Below are 15002 nucleotides of genomic sequence, written 5' to 3'. Positions count from 1 at the left end.
CTTAGGAGAATTCGAAGTGAACGTCGGCCCCTGGCAACTGATCATCATCGCGCTCGTCATCCTCGTGCTGTTCGGGCGCGGGCGCATTTCCGAAATGATGGGCGATTTCGGCAAGGGCATCAAAAGCTTCAAGCAAGGCATGAACGACGAAAGCGGGAAGGACGCGCTGCGTCTCGACAAACCGCAGGATCCCGCGCCGAGCGCGACGCCGACCGCCACCGCCGAAACGCAAGAGAGCGACAAGAAGGCCTGAGGACGCGGGCGCGCTTGCGACCCTTCGGGACAGCCTGATCCATGTTCGATATCGGTGCCACCGAACTGCTGCTGATCGTCGTTGTCGCGGTGATCGTCATCGGGCCGAAAGACCTGCCGCTGGCGTTGCGCACCGCAGGGCGCTGGATCGGCAAGATGCGCCGCATGTCGGGCCATTTCCGCGCCGGTCTGGACGCCATGGTGCGCGAGGCCGAGATGGAGGACATGCAAAAGGAATGGGACCGCCGCAACGCCGAGATCATGGCGAAGCACCCCCATACCGATGCCGAGACCGGCAAGCTGGAAGCGGACGCGAACGCGGAGCTGCCCGCGCCGGATGCGGCGAAGGCAGAGAGCCTTGCGGCGGAGGCTGTCGTCGAAACGCCGGCGTCTTCTCCCGCAAAGTCCGCCCCTTCCAAACCGGCACCCGAACCGCAGATGGAGCCGTTGCCGCTATTTGGTGATGACGACAAGCAGGGCCAAGCTAAACAGGGTGGTTCCTGACCGCGCGCCATGTTCAACGTTTCCGATCTCGACGACACCGAAAGCCCGCTGCTCGATCACCTGATCGAACTGCGCCGCCGCTTGCTGCGCGCGGTGCTGGCGCTGATCGCGGCCTTTGCGATCTGCATGCCGCTGTCAGACAAGATTTTCGGCCTGTTGGTCCGCCCGCTGACGATGGCGTTCCCGGCGGGGCAGGGCAAGCTGATCTATACGAAGCTCTACGAAGCGTTCTTTACAGAGGTCAAGGTGGCGATTTTCGCCGCGTTCTTTCTGGCGTTTCCGGTGATCGCGAACCAGCTCTGGGCCTTCGTCGCGCCGGGGCTTTACGCGAAAGAGAAGAAGGCGTTCCTGCCCTTCCTTTTCGCCAGCCCGATCCTGTTCATCGCCGGGGCCTCGCTGGCCTATTTCGTGGTGATGCCCACGGCATTCAAATGGTTCCTTGGGTTTGAGGGCACTGCGGGCGGATTGCAGCAAGAGGCGCTGCCCGCGATGGGTGAGTACCTTAGCCTTGTGATGCAGTTCATCCTGGCTTTCGGGATCAGTTTTCAGCTGCCGGTGCTGATGTTGCTCTTGAACCGGGCGGGCATTGTGGAACGGGCGCAACTGGCCAAGGCGCGGCGTTATATCATCGTCGGCATCTTTGCCGTCGCGGCGATCATCACCCCACCCGATGTGGTGTCTCAATTGATGCTCGCTGCCCCGTTGATCGTGCTATTCGAAGGCTCGCTGCTGCTGATCTGGATCGGCGACCGGCGCAAGGCGAAGGAGCCTGCGCCAGAGCCAGAGCCAGAGACGGAAGAACCCGCCTAACGCCCCTGGGGCATATCGGTCGGCGCATCATTGGCCGACCAGACCTTGTGCCCCGCGATCCACGTTTCCAGCACCCGCCCCTGCCGCAAGGTTGCGGGTTGGGCCAGCATCGGGTCGACGGTGACGAAGACGAAGTCCGCCCACTCGCCCTTGGCCAGCGTGCCGAACCGTTTGTCTGCGCCCATCGCATAGGCCCCGCCCGCGGTGTAAGCCGCCAGCGCCGCTTCGCGCGTGACCACTTCCTGCGGCTGCCACCCGCCGAACGGTTCGCCCTTCGCATCCTGCCGCGTGATCGCATCGGCCAGCCCCTCGAACACGTCGGGCACCTCTACCGGCGCGTCGGACCCGAAGGCCAGCCGCCCTCCGCCCGCAGCCAGAGATCGCCATGCATAGGCCCCGGCCAACCGGTCCGGCGACAGGCGCGCCTCTGCCATCGTGCGGTCGGATACCTGATGATGCGGCTGCATCGAGGCGATGACGTTCAGCGCGCCGAACCGGGCGATGTCTTCAGGCGCGACGACCTGTGCGTGTTCGATCCGCCAGCGCCGGTCGCCCGGATAGCTGCCGCCCATCTCTTCGATAGCGTCCAGAGCCTCTCGGTTGGCGGCGTCGCCGATGGCGTGAATGGCGACCTGAAAATCGTCCATCGCCGCGCGGCTCATCAAGTTGCGCAATTGCGTGCCCGATAGCCGCTGCAACCCGGTTTCGTCCGGCACATCGGCATAAGGCCGTGTCAGCCACGCCCCGCGCGATCCCAGAGCGCCATCGAGATACAGCTTAAGGCCCGTCAGCTTCAGTCGGTCGCCATAGAGCCACGGACTTGGCCCCGGACCGGCGATCACGACCATGTCGTCAACCCCGGCGGCATAGGCGGCGACGCGCAAGTGCAGGCGGCCAAGGTCCGCCTCTCGCCGGATCGATTGCCAGTCGAGCAGGGTCGTGCCCATGTCCGAAACCGCCGTCACCCCGCGCGCCAGCAACAGATCCTGCGCCTTGCGGATCGCGATGTCGCGCTCTTCGGGCAGGGGCGCGGGCAGTTTGCTCTCCACCAGTGAAGTCGCGGCATCGATCAGCATGCCCGATGGTGCGCCGTCCGCGCCCTTGATGATACGCCCGCCGCCGGGTGCGGCGGTCTTCGCGGTGATCCCCGCCCGCGCCAGCGCAGCGGTGTTGGCCCAACCCGCATGGCCATCGGCGCGCATCAGCCATACCGGACGGTCGCCGACGGCGGCGTCCAGTTCTGCGGCGGTGGGCATCCGGTTCAGGCCCCACGACACCTCGTTCCAGCCACTGCCGATGATCCACGCCTTTTGCGGATTGCGCCGCGCATAGTCGGCAATCCTGGTCAGCGCGCCGGGCAAGCTGGTCGTATCCGACAGGTCCAGCCCGATGGCGGCAAAGCCCATGCCCGACAGGTGGACGTGCGAATCGATGAAACCGGGCAACAGCACGCGCCCCTTGCCGTCGATGCGATAGTCTGCGTCCTTGGGCAGTTTCTCACCCTGACGGTACAGCCGCTTTACCTTGCCCGCATCGTCGATCAGCATCGCGGCAAAGCGTTCGACGGTGCCGCCCGCCTCTACCCGAATGCCGGTCACGTTATCGACAAGCGTATCGGCCCATGCCGCGCCGGGCAGGGCCAGCGTGGCGGCGAATGTGAGGAAAAGGGCGGAAATCCGTTTGCGACCGATCATGGCCAGTGCCTTAAACGCCATTTCCAAGTCGCGCCATATCCGATAGGGGCCGCACCATCATGGATAGCACTAGCACAGCGACAAAGCCGGCAGGCGCAGACCTGCCCTTTACGGCAGACGACGTTCGGACCGCCGCCCGCAATATTGCGGGCCAGGTGGTGCGCACGCCGATTATGTATTCGCAGACGCTGTCCAAGATCGCGGGCGCAGACATCTGGTTGAAGTTCGAAAACCTGCAATTCACGGCCGCCTATAAAGAGCGCGGCGCGCTGAACGCGCTTTTGCAACTGAACGAGGAACAACGCGCGCGCGGCGTCATCGCGGCCTCGGCGGGCAACCATTCGCAAGGGTTGTCCTATCACGGAACCCGGCTGGGCGTGCCCGTCACCATCGTGATGCCGCGTACCACGCCGACCGTGAAGGTCATGCAGACCGAAAGCGTGGGCGGCAAAGTCGTGCTGGAGGGTGAGACGTTCGACGACGCGAGCGCCCATGCGCGCAAGCTGGAAAAGGAACTGGGTCTTACCTTTATCCACCCGTTTGACGACGTTCTGGTCGCGGCGGGGCAGGGCACCGTCGGGCTGGAAATGCTGGAAGACGTGCCGGAACTCGACACGCTGATCGTGCCGATCGGCGGGGGCGGGCTGATCTCTGGCATCTCGACCATCGCACGCGACATCAAGCCCGATATCGAGATCGTCGGCGTTCAGGCAAAGCTCTATCCCTCGATGTTCGCGCGGATCAAGGGTGAGGACCTGCCCTGCGGCGGCGATACTCTGGCGGAGGGTATCGCGGTGAAGGCACCAGGCGAAATCACCTCGAAAGTGATCGCCGAACTGGTCGACGACATCCTGCTGGTGGACGAGGCGGCGTTGGAAAACGCGGTGTCGCTGCTGTTGCAGATCGAAAAGACGGTTGTCGAAGGCGCGGGCGCGGCGGGCCTTGCGGCGGTGCTGGCGCATCGAGAGAGATTTGCAGGCAAGAAGATCGGGCTGGTGCTGTGCGGCGGCAATATCGATACGCGCCTGCTGGCCAACGTGTTGCTGCGCGATCTGGCGCGGTCGGGCCGTCTGGCGCGGCTGCGGCTGACGCTGCAGGATCGGCCCGGCGCGCTTTACAAGGTGATGCACGCGTTCGACGCGCATAACGTGAACATCATCGAGATCTATCACCAGCGCATCTTCACCACGCTGCCGGCCAAGGGCCTGATCACCGATATCGAGTGTGAGGCACGCGATCGGCACCAGATCGATCAGCTGATTTCCGACCTGACCGATCAGGGCTATTCGGTCAGCGAAGTGGAATTGGCCTGACCCTGCGTTGTGCGTATCGCGGCTTGAATTGTGCCGTCCTGATACGCAGTAACGTAGTTAATGGTCTTTAACCTTTTTGCCATGTGCGGCATAACGTCCGTCATCGCACCGCAGGCGGCTCTTCCTGGTTCGCCGTCGCGCGGTGCCGGACGGCAGGTCGGTCCAGTGCCCGGACCGACCGCCGCGCCGCCACACTGGCTGAAGGTAACAGGTACCCGTTCGTGACCGCTCCGGTTCGTTTCCCCCGCTTCTACGTGACGGCCCCCGCTCCCTGTCCGTATCTGCCGGGACGGCAGGAGCGAAAGGTGTTTACCGAGCTTTCGGGCCCCGACGCCGATTCGCTGAACGATGCGCTTTCCCGCATTGGTTTCCGCCGCAGCCAGACGGTCGCCTATCGCCCGTCCTGCGCTGGTTGCAACGCCTGCGTTTCCGTGCGGGTCGTGACGACTGCCTTCCGCGCCAGCAAGTCGCAGGCGCGCACGCTGTCACGCAATTCCGACCTGATCGCCACTGCTTGCCGTCCCTGGTCTACGGTGGAACAGTTCGAACTGCTGCAACGCTATCTGGCCAGCCGCCACCCTGGCGGCGGCATGGCCGCGATGGACGAGATGGACTATGCCGACATGGTCGAGCAGACGCCCGTCACCAGCTATATCGTCGAATATCGGGAGCCTTCGGTCGACGGCGAGCCCGGGCGGCTGGTCGGTGCGTGCTTGACGGACCGGCAAAACGATGGTCTTTCAATGATCTATTCGTTTTATGATCCGGACCATGAGTCGCGGTCAGGGCTCGGCAACTATATCATACTCGACCACATCCGACGGGCCGCCGAAGCAGGGCTTGCCTACGTCTACCTCGGCTACTGGATCGAGGGATCGTCGCGTATGCAATACAAGATCCGCTATCGCCCGCTTGAACGGCTTGGCGCAGACGGATGGGAACGGTTCGACCCTACGCGGCAGAGCGACCTTATTGCCGATGCCGCATCTGCTCCGCGACGCGATCGCGAAACTGCGGTCCTGTCGAAGGACGGGGTGGCCGATCAGCGACCGCTCCACAACACAGCCGATCCGACTCGCGATTAATCCGTTACGCCGGATTGCGCTTGCTTGCGGGGCCAGCGCGATGGTTATTGCCGCGCTGGGCGCGACACCCGCCTATGCCCAATCGCGCGATGCCGATCCCGAATTGGAAGAACTGATCCCCGATTCGGCGATTGCCGACCCGGAAAGCTGGGCCGTCGATACAGAGGCCGCGCGCACGCCCGAAGATGCCGGCCCCGATCCCGATACGCCGCTAAGCGATCCGCCGGAAATGACGCTGGCGTGGCCGGAGGAGGATCTGGACATCGCGATAGAGCCGCTGGAGGAAGATCCCCAGCTGGCCGAAGACCTTTCTCGTCGCAACGAACGCCCTGCCGCCGATCTGGCCCTGCCCGAAATGGCGGCCGCCGAAGAAGAGCGGGAAGAGCGTACGCGGGTCGAGCTGTCGAAAAAGATTACGCTGAATTACCCGGAAAGCTTTGCCGACTTCGACAAGATCGACGAGTTCCGCGACCGGTTCCTTGCGCTTTCGGATATCGAGACACTGGCCGATGGCGACGACAACCTGGCACAGCTGGCCAACCGCGCGCGCGCGGATCAGGAAACGCTGGAGCAATTGCTTTCGGTCTATGGCTTCTACGACGCCGACGTGCGTCAACGAGTGCGCACCCCGGCAGAGGGCGAGGGGTCGGGCGAGAACGGCGCGGTGCGCCCGCGCGATGCGCGCTTTATCTTCAACATCGATCCCGGCCCGCGCTATCGCTTTGGCCTGATCGATCTTGGCAATCTGGCGCAGACCGGCGCGGATTTCGAAACCCTGCGCAAGGCGTTCGAGATCGAGAGCGGCGATTACGTCAGCGAGGATGCGATCGTCTTCGAACGCATCGACCTAGACGTTGCGCTGGGCGAAAACGGCTATGCCTTTGCCGAAGTCGGCGCGCCCGACCTGCTGGTCGATCATGCGCGCGACGAGGCGGACCTGAACCTGACGGTAGAGCCGGGCGGCAAGTATCGATTTGGTTCGGTCGTGTCGACAATGCCCGATTTCCTCTCGGGCAAGCACCTGTCAGAAATCGCCCGTTTCGATGCCGGCGATCTCTACAAGGAAAGCGATGTAGAGGACCTGCGCCGCGCGATCCTTGCCACCGGGCTGGTCTCCACGCTGTCCATCCAGCCGCGCGAAACCGCGCCGCCCGCGAATGGAGAACCGGGGACGGTCGAGCTCGACGTCGACCTGACCGAAGCGCCGCTGCGCACCATCGCCGGATCGCTGGGCTATGCCACCACCGACGGGTTCCGGGCCGAGGCGAGCTGGGAACACCGCAACTTCTTCCCGCCCGAAGGCATGCTGCGCGTCCGCGCCGTGGCCGGCACACAGGAACAGCTGCTGGGCGCGACATTCCGCCGCAACAACTGGCACGGGCGGGACCGGGTGCTCTCGCTCGACGTTTTTGCCAACACGATCGATCGCGATGCCTATGAGGCGCGGACGATTTCGGCCATCGGCAAGTTCGAGCGGCTTTCGACGCTGATCTTCCAGAAGGAATTTTCGTGGTCGGTCGGGCTGGAACTGGTCGCGACGCAGGAGCGCGAGGGCACGCTGGATGGCGACGTCGGCCCGCGCGAAACCTATTTCGTTGCCGCGCTGCCGGGCCGGGTGCTGTTTGACCAGAGCGATGACCTGCTGGACCCGACGAACGGCTGGCGGCTGGAGGCGTGGGTTTCGCCCGAGGTGTCGCGCAACAATGGCGCACAATCGTTCTATGCCCGCAACTCGCTGGAAGGCCGCTATTACCAGCCGTTCGGGGATAGCGTCGTGCTGGCTGGCCGCGCGAAATTCGGGACCATACAGGGCGCATCGCTGCGCGATATAGCGCCGTCGCGCAGGCTCTATGCCGGTGGCGGCGGATCGGTGCGCGGCTATGGCTATCAGCAGATCGGACCGCAGGACGATCTGGGTGACCCGACCGGCGGACGCTCTCTGGTCGAGGCTTCGCTGGAGGCGCGCGTGCGCACCGGCTTGTTCGACGGATCGCTTTCGGTCGTGCCGTTTATCGACGCGGGCGCGGTCGACACCACGACCACGCCGCGCCTGCGCGACCTGCAGTTCGGCGCGGGAGTCGGCATCCGCTATCACACCAACTTCGGCCCGCTGCGTGTTGACGTGGCGACGCCGCTGAATCCGCGTCCGGGCGACAGCCGCATCGGCGTGTATGTCGCTCTGGGGCAGGCGTTCTGATGGCCGAGGAGAAGCTCCCCGATACGCCGCCAGAGCGGCCCAGGCGCGACTGGGGCAAGTACTGGCGGCGGCGGTTTGCGGCGGCGGTGCTGGGCCTGATCGGCTTGCTGGGCGTCGGCGCGCTCTTGCTCGACAGTTCGATCGGGCATCGCTTCATCACCGACAGCATCGCATCCTACGCGCCCGCATCGGGCCTGCGTGTGAAGGTCGGGCGAATCGACGGTTCGGTCCTTTCACGCGCGACGCTGCATGACGTGGAGTTCAGCGACAAGCAGGGCACGTTCCTGACGGTGCCGGAGATCGACCTCGACTGGCGACCGCTGAAATGGTTCACCAGCGGGCTCGACGTGCGCAAACTGGTCCTGCGGCGCGGGACCCTGTCGCGCCTGCCGGAACTGGAGCCGGGCGATCCCGATGCGCCCTTGCTGCCCGATTTTCCGATCCGGATAGATCGACTGGAACTGGACCGGCTCTATGTCGACGAGGCCGTGGCAGGCATCGGGCGGACGGTGAACCTGCGTGCCAATGCGGACCTTGCGAACGGGCGGGCGAAGCTGAACGTGCTGGGCGAACTGGGCGGAGAGGATGAATTGTTCGTCCATCTCGACGCGTCGGAACGCAAGAACCTGCTCGACCTCGCTTTCCGCTACAAGGCGCCGAAGGGCGGCTTCCTCGCCGGACTGGTCGGGGCGGAGGACGATGTCAGCGCGATGATCCGCGGCGACGGCACGTGGGCGGACTGGACCGGCGGGCTTTATGTTACAGAGGGCGGCGAGAAATTCGCGGCCATGCGCCTGACCAAGCAGGACGCGGTCTATGGCGCATCGGGGCAGGTGTTCCCCGGCGACATCTTTATCGGTATCCCGGCCCGTGCCATTGGCGATGCACTGTCGGTAAAGCTGGCGACGACGTTCGAGGGCAGCGTTTTCGATGGCACCGCGATCGTTGTCGGCGATGGAGTCTGGGCACATGCCAAGGGCACGGTCGACCTAGCGGACAACCTGTTCGACGGGCTGACGCTGCGCAGCCGCGTGACCGATCCCGACCTGCTGGGCGTGCGGGCCGAGAACCTGCGCGCAAAGCTCGATCTCGATGGGTCGTTTCAGGATCTCGACATCGGTTATCGCGTGACGGGCAACCGAATTGCGGCGGGGACGAGCGAGTTGGCGGGCATCCTCGCCACCGGCGATGCGACGTGGGACGAGAACGGGCTGACCCTGCCGATCAACCTGCGCGCGGACAGGATCGAGACGGGCGTGGAACTGCTCGATCCGCGGCTGGTCGGCGCGGCGCTTACCGGAACGGTGACATGGCGCGACGGCGCAGTCGCTTCAGACGATCTGGTGCTGGCCGCGCCGGGTGTCGATGCGCGGATGCGGCTGGCGGGGAATACCGATGCGGGGCGCTATACGCTGACCGGGCCGGTCGCGATGCAGGGCGTGCAACTGGAAGGCATGGGTCGCGCCAATGTGCTGGCCGATATAGAGGCGGTGCTGGGCGGGGCGCAGGGCTGGTCGGTGCGCGCCGCACTGGATGGCAAGCTGACGCAGGTTTCGAATGCGACGCTGGCCAATCTGGCCGGGCCGCAGATCGCCGTGAAGGCGGACGTGACGACATCGGCCAATGCGCCGGTCCTGGTGCAGATGGCGCGGCTTTCGTCACGCAACTTGCGCATGATGATTTCGGGCACGCGCCGCACCGATGGTACCGTCACGCTGACGGGGCGGGGTGAGCAGGCGACCTATGGCCCGTTCACGGTGGACAGCACCATCGACGGTTCGGGACCACACGCGGTGCTGGTCTTTGCCAGCCCGCTACCCGCCGCGGGGCTGACAGACGTTCGTGTCGCCATCGACCCGACCGGCGATGGCTTTGCAATAGAGACCGAGGGCGGATCGACGCTGGGCCCGTTTGAGGGCGAGATGTTCCTCGTCATGCCGGCCGACGGGCCGACGCAGGTAAATATAGAGCGGCTGACCGTGTCCGACACGACCTTGGCCGGAACGCTGACGCTAGAAGATGGCGGCGCGAACGGCACCTTGGCGCTGAACGGCGGCGGGGTAGAGGGCATGGTCTCGCTCACACCGCAAGCGGCGGGGCAGGGCATCGATGCCGATGTGATCGTGCGCAACGCGCGGTTCGAGGGGCCGACCCCGATTACCGTTCGCGCGGCGCGATTGGCGGTGAACGGCGTCATCGGCGATTCAACGACCCTTACCGGCGCGGTGAACGCGCAGGGCGTCACACGCGGCAATATGTTCATCGGGCGGCTGGCGGCAGAGGGTGAACTGACCGACGGCGTTGGAACGTTCCGCGCCAATGTTGCCGGACGGCGCTCTGCGCGGTTCAACTTGCGCCTGATCGGCGATATTGCGCCGGATCGCATCTCGGTCGGTGCGCGCGGGCGCTATGCGGGGGAGCGGATCACGATGCCGCGCCGCGCGGTGCTTGTGAAAACCGGCGAGGACTGGACGCTCGAACGCTCGCAGATCAACTTCGCGGGCGGCGCGATCCAGGCCGAGGGCCGCTATGGCGAGGCGACGCAGATCACGGTGCGGATCGCCGACATGCCGCTGGACATCACGGACCTTGTAATGCCCGATCTTGGGCTGGGCGGTACGCTTTCAGGCGTGGTCGAATACAACAACGTACCGGGTACGCTGGCCACCGGCAGCGCGCGGTTGAAGTTCGATGACCTGACGCGGTCGGGCCTTGTCCTGACATCGCGCCCCATCGACATCGCGCTGGTCGCGGACTTGTCGACCAACGACCTTCAGGCGAAGGCCGTGTTCCGCGACGGGGCTTCGCAACACGGCCGGTTACAGGCACGGATTGGCGGATTGCCTGCGCGGGGTGGGCTGGTGGAGCGTTTGCGCGCCGGAAACCTCTTCGCGCAGATGCGTTATGACGGCCCGGCCGATGCCCTGTGGCGTCTGGCCGCGATCGAAACCTTCGACCTGACCGGACCGGTGCGCGTGGCGGGCAACGTGACCGGCACGCTGGATAATCCGCAAGTGCGCGGCACTCTGCGGGCGGACGACCTGCGGCTGCAATCGACGCTGACCGGCACCGACATCACCGGGCTGGACGCGCGCGGCAGTTTCGACGGATCGGTCCTGCGCATCTCGCGCTTTGCGGGTAAGGCTTCGAACGGCGGCGCGGTTTCGGGCAGCGGATCGATCGACCTGTCCGACATCGCCACCAGCGGTGTGGGCATGGACATCCGGATCGCCGCACGCAATGCGATGCTGCTCAACCGCGACGATATGTCGGCGGCGGTGACCGGGCCGCTGCGGATCGTGATGCGCGACAATGTCGGGACGATTGCCGGGCGGCTCGATCTGGTGCGCGGCAACTGGGTGCTGAACAATGCAGAGGTGGCCGCCGCGCTGCCCAATATCCCCCGCCGCGAAGTGAACACGCCGCCCGACCGCGTAGAACGCCTCGCGCCCAGCGCGCCGTGGCGCTACCTTGTCGATGTGCAGGCGAACAATCGCTTTACCGTGACCGGCATGGGTCTGGACAGCGAATGGGGTGCCAACATCCAGCTTCGCGGCACAACAGACGAGCCGCGTATTCTTGGCGAAGCGAACCTTGTGCGCGGTGGCTACGAATTCGCGGGCAAGCGGTTCGAACTGACGCGCGGGCGTATCCGCTTCTCTGGCTCCAACCCGCCCGCGCCGCGTCTGGACGTTGTGGCAGAGGCCGACATCAACGAAATCAATGCGCGCATCTCGATCACCGGCACCGCGCTCGCCCCGCAGATCGCGTTCAGCTCGATTCCGGCCTTGCCCGAAGAAGAAGTTCTGTCGCGTCTGCTGTTCGGCGATTCCATTGCCAACATCTCCGCGCCAGAGGCCTTGCAGTTGGGTGCGGCGCTGGCGTCGATGCAGGGCGGCGGTGGCGGCGGGCTGGACCCGATCAACAAGCTGCGCAGCGCCATCGGGCTGGACCGGCTGCGTGTCGTCGGTGCGGATGAGGCCTTGGGCCGGGGGACCAGCGTAGCTGTCGGCGAGTATCTTGGCCGCAATCTCTACGTCGAACTGGTGACCGACGGGCAGGGCTATTCCGCGACGGAGCTGGAATACCGCGTAACCGCATGGCTCTCTCTATTGGCGACGGTATCTTCGCTGGGTGGCAATGGCGTAGAGGCCGAGATCAGCAAGGATTACTGATACGAAAACGCCGGCCTAATCGGACCGGCGTTTCGTTGCTTGGCTAAGCGGGTGGGGATCAGGGCGCGCGGAGCACCGTGTCGATCGGCATTGCGGCGCCATTGCTGGCCAATACCGGCTCGCCGACGACACGCGCCGATGCCCCGTCCGGCCCACTGACCGTCAGCGTGTCGCCGTCCATTGCGAAGGTGACAGTGGTGTCGCCCATCGTCGTCATCTCGACTTTGCCGCCATTGCTCTCGATGGCTTTGGCGATGTCACTCTCACTCAGCGCGCCGGGCAGGACATGATCGCGCAAGACTTCGGCGAGCAGTGCCTTGTTCTCCGGCTTGTCCAGACCTTCGCTGGCGATCTTGTCGAACGCTTCGTCCGTCGGGGCGAGCAGTGTATAGCTGGCGGTCCCGTCGAAGACCTGCGCCAGTCCGCTGTCTTTCAATGCAGCGCTGGCCTTGTCCAGCGATCCGGCATCGGCCAGTTCGCTGGCCAAAGTGTCGTTGCTGACCGTCTCGCCGGTCGCAGCTTCTTCGGTACCAGAACATGCGGCCAGCGGCAGCGCAAAGGCAACCGATGCGGCGACCAATAAGGCACGGCGGTTTTTGATACGGTTCATGTCGTGCCTTCCTTTAGATCAGCAATTCGATCGCAGCGGCGACGAGCTGTGTGGTCGGGTCGATCTCGTACACATAGCCATCGCTGTAGCGATAATGGGCGTCAGGCGTGTCGTAGTACCGATCGCGATAGCCATAGGGAACGTTGTACACGTCATATCCCATCGGCATCGGCTGACCCACGGTGAAGCTGTCCCCGGTCAGCAGAGCGGCGACCGATGTGATCGCGGCGGTTTCGGGATCGACGCGATAGAGCACGTTGTCGGCATAGCGATAGCCACGCGGGCCAAGGCCGTAGAAGCTCTCATAATACGTCGGCACGGGTTCGTAGGCGAACCAGTCGGGCCACACATTGCCAGCCGCCAGCGCACCGCCAAGAAGCGGATAATAGCCGAGGATCGAACCTGTCGGCGACAAGCGCACAAGGTTGTTGTCGTAATAGCGATAACGCCCGTCGATCAGGCCGGGCAGGCCCCACCATCCCGACCGGTCGTAATTGTAATAGTCGCGCTTCACGAGGCCCGGAGGGTTGCAGCCGTTGTTCTTCTTGGCGAGGCCCGGGGGGCACCCATCGATCAGCCCATAGTCGCGGACGATCGAATTGCGGCGGTCGAACGAGAAAATGTCGCCCCGGTCGCGGACGCGCACGCCATCGCGGCGGTCGTCATAATCGACGCGCACGGCTTTACCGTTTCCGTTGCCATTGCCGTTTCCGACAGAGCGGATCTTGGCGTTACCGTTGCCATTTCCATTCCCGTTGCCTTGGGCCACGACCCGTTTGGGGGCGTTGTTCTTGGCATTGCCATTTCCCCCGCCATTACCGGGGTTGGACCGTGCAACCTTCGGCGCTTTGCCCCCGCCGTTTCCGGGGTTGCCGGCGTTGTGCTTCGCATTGCCGTTACCCTTGGCCTGTCCGCCGCCACCGTTGCCCTTGGCCGCAGCGGCGTTGCCGTTTCCTTTGCCATTACCGTTTCCGTTGCCGTTACCCGGCTGTGCGTAGGCCCCACTTGCGGCCAGCGCGACGGCGGCAATGCCCATCATCAGATTGCGCATGGTCTTGAACTCCTTTGGCCGTCCAACGGGTGGGGCGGCGCGGCGTTCCTTTGATAAGGCGAATCGAATCGCACGCCGGGGTAAATTGCCCCGACCCTGCGGCGGTCGGAGCCGCAGAATTCCGGGATTTATCAGGGGTTCAGCTTCGATCCTGCGTCAGGTCGAAGGTAACGATGCCGCGACATTTGCGGTCCCGCCCGGTCCAACGCACATCGCGCAGGCTGCGATGCGCGTCGGTGTGTCCGGCATTCCAATGTTCGTCGATGGTATATCGCGAGAACTCGTAGTCTTTCGAATGGCTATTGAAAATGTCGCTGCGGTTGATCAGGTGCATGATCGAAACGCCTTGATGCGAAGGGAGGTCGGCCAATAGCCGCGCGTCGGGATCGTCGCGCAAGTCGTCTGGCAGCTTCGCGGTCAGCCGCCGCGCCGCATCGCGGATTTTCTCCATCTGCTTATAGAGGTCGGTGTTGAGCCGCGTCCGGCTGGAATATCGGATGTCCTTTTCGCGCTGCAACGCATCGGGCAGGGTGCGCGGCACTGCGCCGCGCGCGCTGAACAGGTCGACCTGAAATACGGTCAGCCCGCCGGTGGGGCTGGAATCGAGCACGTATTGCAGCGGGGTGTTGGACACGAGACCGCCGTCCCAATAGGGTTGTCCATCGATGAATACCGGCGGAAATCCGGGCGGCAGCGCCCCGCTGGCCATGATGTGTTCGGGGCCGATCTCCCGCTCTCGATTGTCGAAGTAGGTGAAGTTTCCGGTGACGACGTTGACCGCACCGACGCTGAACCGGATGCCGCCCTTGGCGTTCAGATAGCCGAAGTCGACCAGGTCGAGCAGCGTCTTTTTGAGCGGCGATGTGTCGTAAAAGCTGACCGCTGCGGGATCGTCCTGCCAGAACACGGCGGGTGGCAGGATGCGCGGCATGAAGAAGCCGGGAATGCCGATGGCGGCGACCGTCGCGGCGGAAAATTCGTTGAACCAGCGACGGGCATCGCCATGCGGTTGCAGCGGTTCGGATGTGACACGCGAGCTGACAAGGTCCCAGAAAGCCCGCAACCGTTCCACGCGATATTCGGGCGGGTTGCCGGCGATGATCGCGGCATTGATCGCGCCGATCGAGATGCCCGCAACCCAGCCGGGGGCGGTGCCTTCCTCTGCCATCGCGGCGTAGACGCCCGCCTGATAGGATCCCAAGGCGCCGCCGCCTTGGAGGACGAGGACGGTGCCTTCATCGACGGTGTCGTGCTTGCTCCGCGCGGAGCGGGGGCCGGGTTGGGCATAGGCCATGCGCGCAATATGGGCGT

11 protein-coding genes are annotated in these 15002 nt (G+C 64.6%); 7 read left to right on the top strand and 4 right to left on the bottom strand.

The features are described from left to right. Positions 1-16: 16 nt before the first annotated feature. From tatA to tatC, 3 genes are read left to right on the top strand one after another with little or no spacing between them, the layout of a single operon-like run. A complete protein-coding gene (gene tatA / locus AB433_RS13710; protein WP_047821750.1) occupies positions 17-253 on the top strand; it encodes a twin-arginine translocase TatA/TatE family subunit in 237 nt (78 codons plus the stop codon). Positions 254-294: 41 nt separating this feature from the next. Beyond that, the gene (tatB, locus tag AB433_RS13705) at positions 295-756 is read left to right on the top strand and encodes a Sec-independent protein translocase protein TatB (protein WP_047821748.1); all 462 of its coding nucleotides are present in this window, start codon (positions 295-297) and stop codon (positions 754-756) included. A gap of 9 nt (positions 757-765) precedes the next feature. After that, the gene (gene tatC, locus AB433_RS13700; RefSeq protein ID WP_047821747.1) at positions 766-1566 is read left to right on the top strand and encodes a twin-arginine translocase subunit TatC; all 801 of its coding nucleotides are present in this window, start codon (positions 766-768) and stop codon (positions 1564-1566) included. Here tatC and AB433_RS13695 read toward each other — a convergent pair. After that, positions 1563-3281: an amidohydrolase gene (locus tag AB433_RS13695; RefSeq protein ID WP_082134939.1), complete on the bottom strand. Its 1719-nt coding sequence runs from the start codon at positions 3279-3281 to the stop codon at positions 1563-1565. The genes tatC and AB433_RS13695 overlap by 4 nt on opposite strands. A gap of 38 nt (positions 3282-3319) precedes the next feature. Between AB433_RS13695 and AB433_RS13690 the strand changes: the two genes are divergently transcribed. The 4 genes from AB433_RS13690 to AB433_RS13675 all read left to right on the top strand — a co-directional run bounded on the left by AB433_RS13690 (position 3320) and on the right by AB433_RS13675 (position 12030). After that, on the top strand, positions 3320-4573 hold the full coding sequence (locus tag AB433_RS13690) for a threonine ammonia-lyase (protein WP_047821745.1): 1254 nt from the start codon (positions 3320-3322) through the stop codon (positions 4571-4573). Positions 4574-4794: 221 nt separating this feature from the next. Continuing rightward, the gene (locus AB433_RS13685; protein WP_047821743.1) at positions 4795-5658 is read left to right on the top strand and encodes an arginyltransferase; all 864 of its coding nucleotides are present in this window, start codon (positions 4795-4797) and stop codon (positions 5656-5658) included. Between the two features lie 40 nt (positions 5659-5698). Next, positions 5699-7855 (top strand): autotransporter assembly complex protein TamA, encoded by a 2157-nt coding sequence (locus AB433_RS13680; RefSeq protein ID WP_047821741.1) that lies wholly within the window; start codon positions 5699-5701, stop codon positions 7853-7855. Continuing rightward, positions 7855-12030, top strand: a complete 4176-nt coding sequence (locus AB433_RS13675; RefSeq protein WP_047821739.1) for a translocation/assembly module TamB domain-containing protein — start codon at positions 7855-7857, stop codon at positions 12028-12030. Before AB433_RS13680 ends, AB433_RS13675 begins: the two co-directional genes overlap by 1 nt. Before the next feature lie 58 nt (positions 12031-12088). Here AB433_RS13675 and AB433_RS13670 read toward each other — a convergent pair whose 3' ends face one another. From AB433_RS13670 to AB433_RS13660, 3 genes are all read right to left on the bottom strand, one after another. After that, complete coding sequence (locus AB433_RS13670) at positions 12089-12640, bottom strand: fasciclin domain-containing protein (RefSeq protein WP_053059176.1); 552 nt, start codon at positions 12638-12640, stop codon at positions 12089-12091. Between the two features lie 13 nt (positions 12641-12653). Further along, positions 12654-13691: a hypothetical protein gene (locus AB433_RS13665; protein ID WP_047821738.1), complete on the bottom strand. Its 1038-nt coding sequence runs from the start codon at positions 13689-13691 to the stop codon at positions 12654-12656. A 139-nt stretch (positions 13692-13830) separates the two neighbouring features. Next, complete coding sequence (locus tag AB433_RS13660) at positions 13831-14985, bottom strand: patatin-like phospholipase family protein (protein WP_047821735.1); 1155 nt, start codon at positions 14983-14985, stop codon at positions 13831-13833. Between the last annotated feature and the right edge of the window lie 17 nt (positions 14986-15002).

Origin of the sequence: Croceicoccus naphthovorans (assembly GCF_001028705.1) — a bacterium.
Lineage (GTDB): Bacteria > Pseudomonadota > Alphaproteobacteria > Sphingomonadales > Sphingomonadaceae > Croceicoccus > Croceicoccus naphthovorans.
The sequence above is the reverse complement of the archived record's forward strand: the minus strand, read 5'-3'. Positions and strand labels throughout refer to the sequence as shown.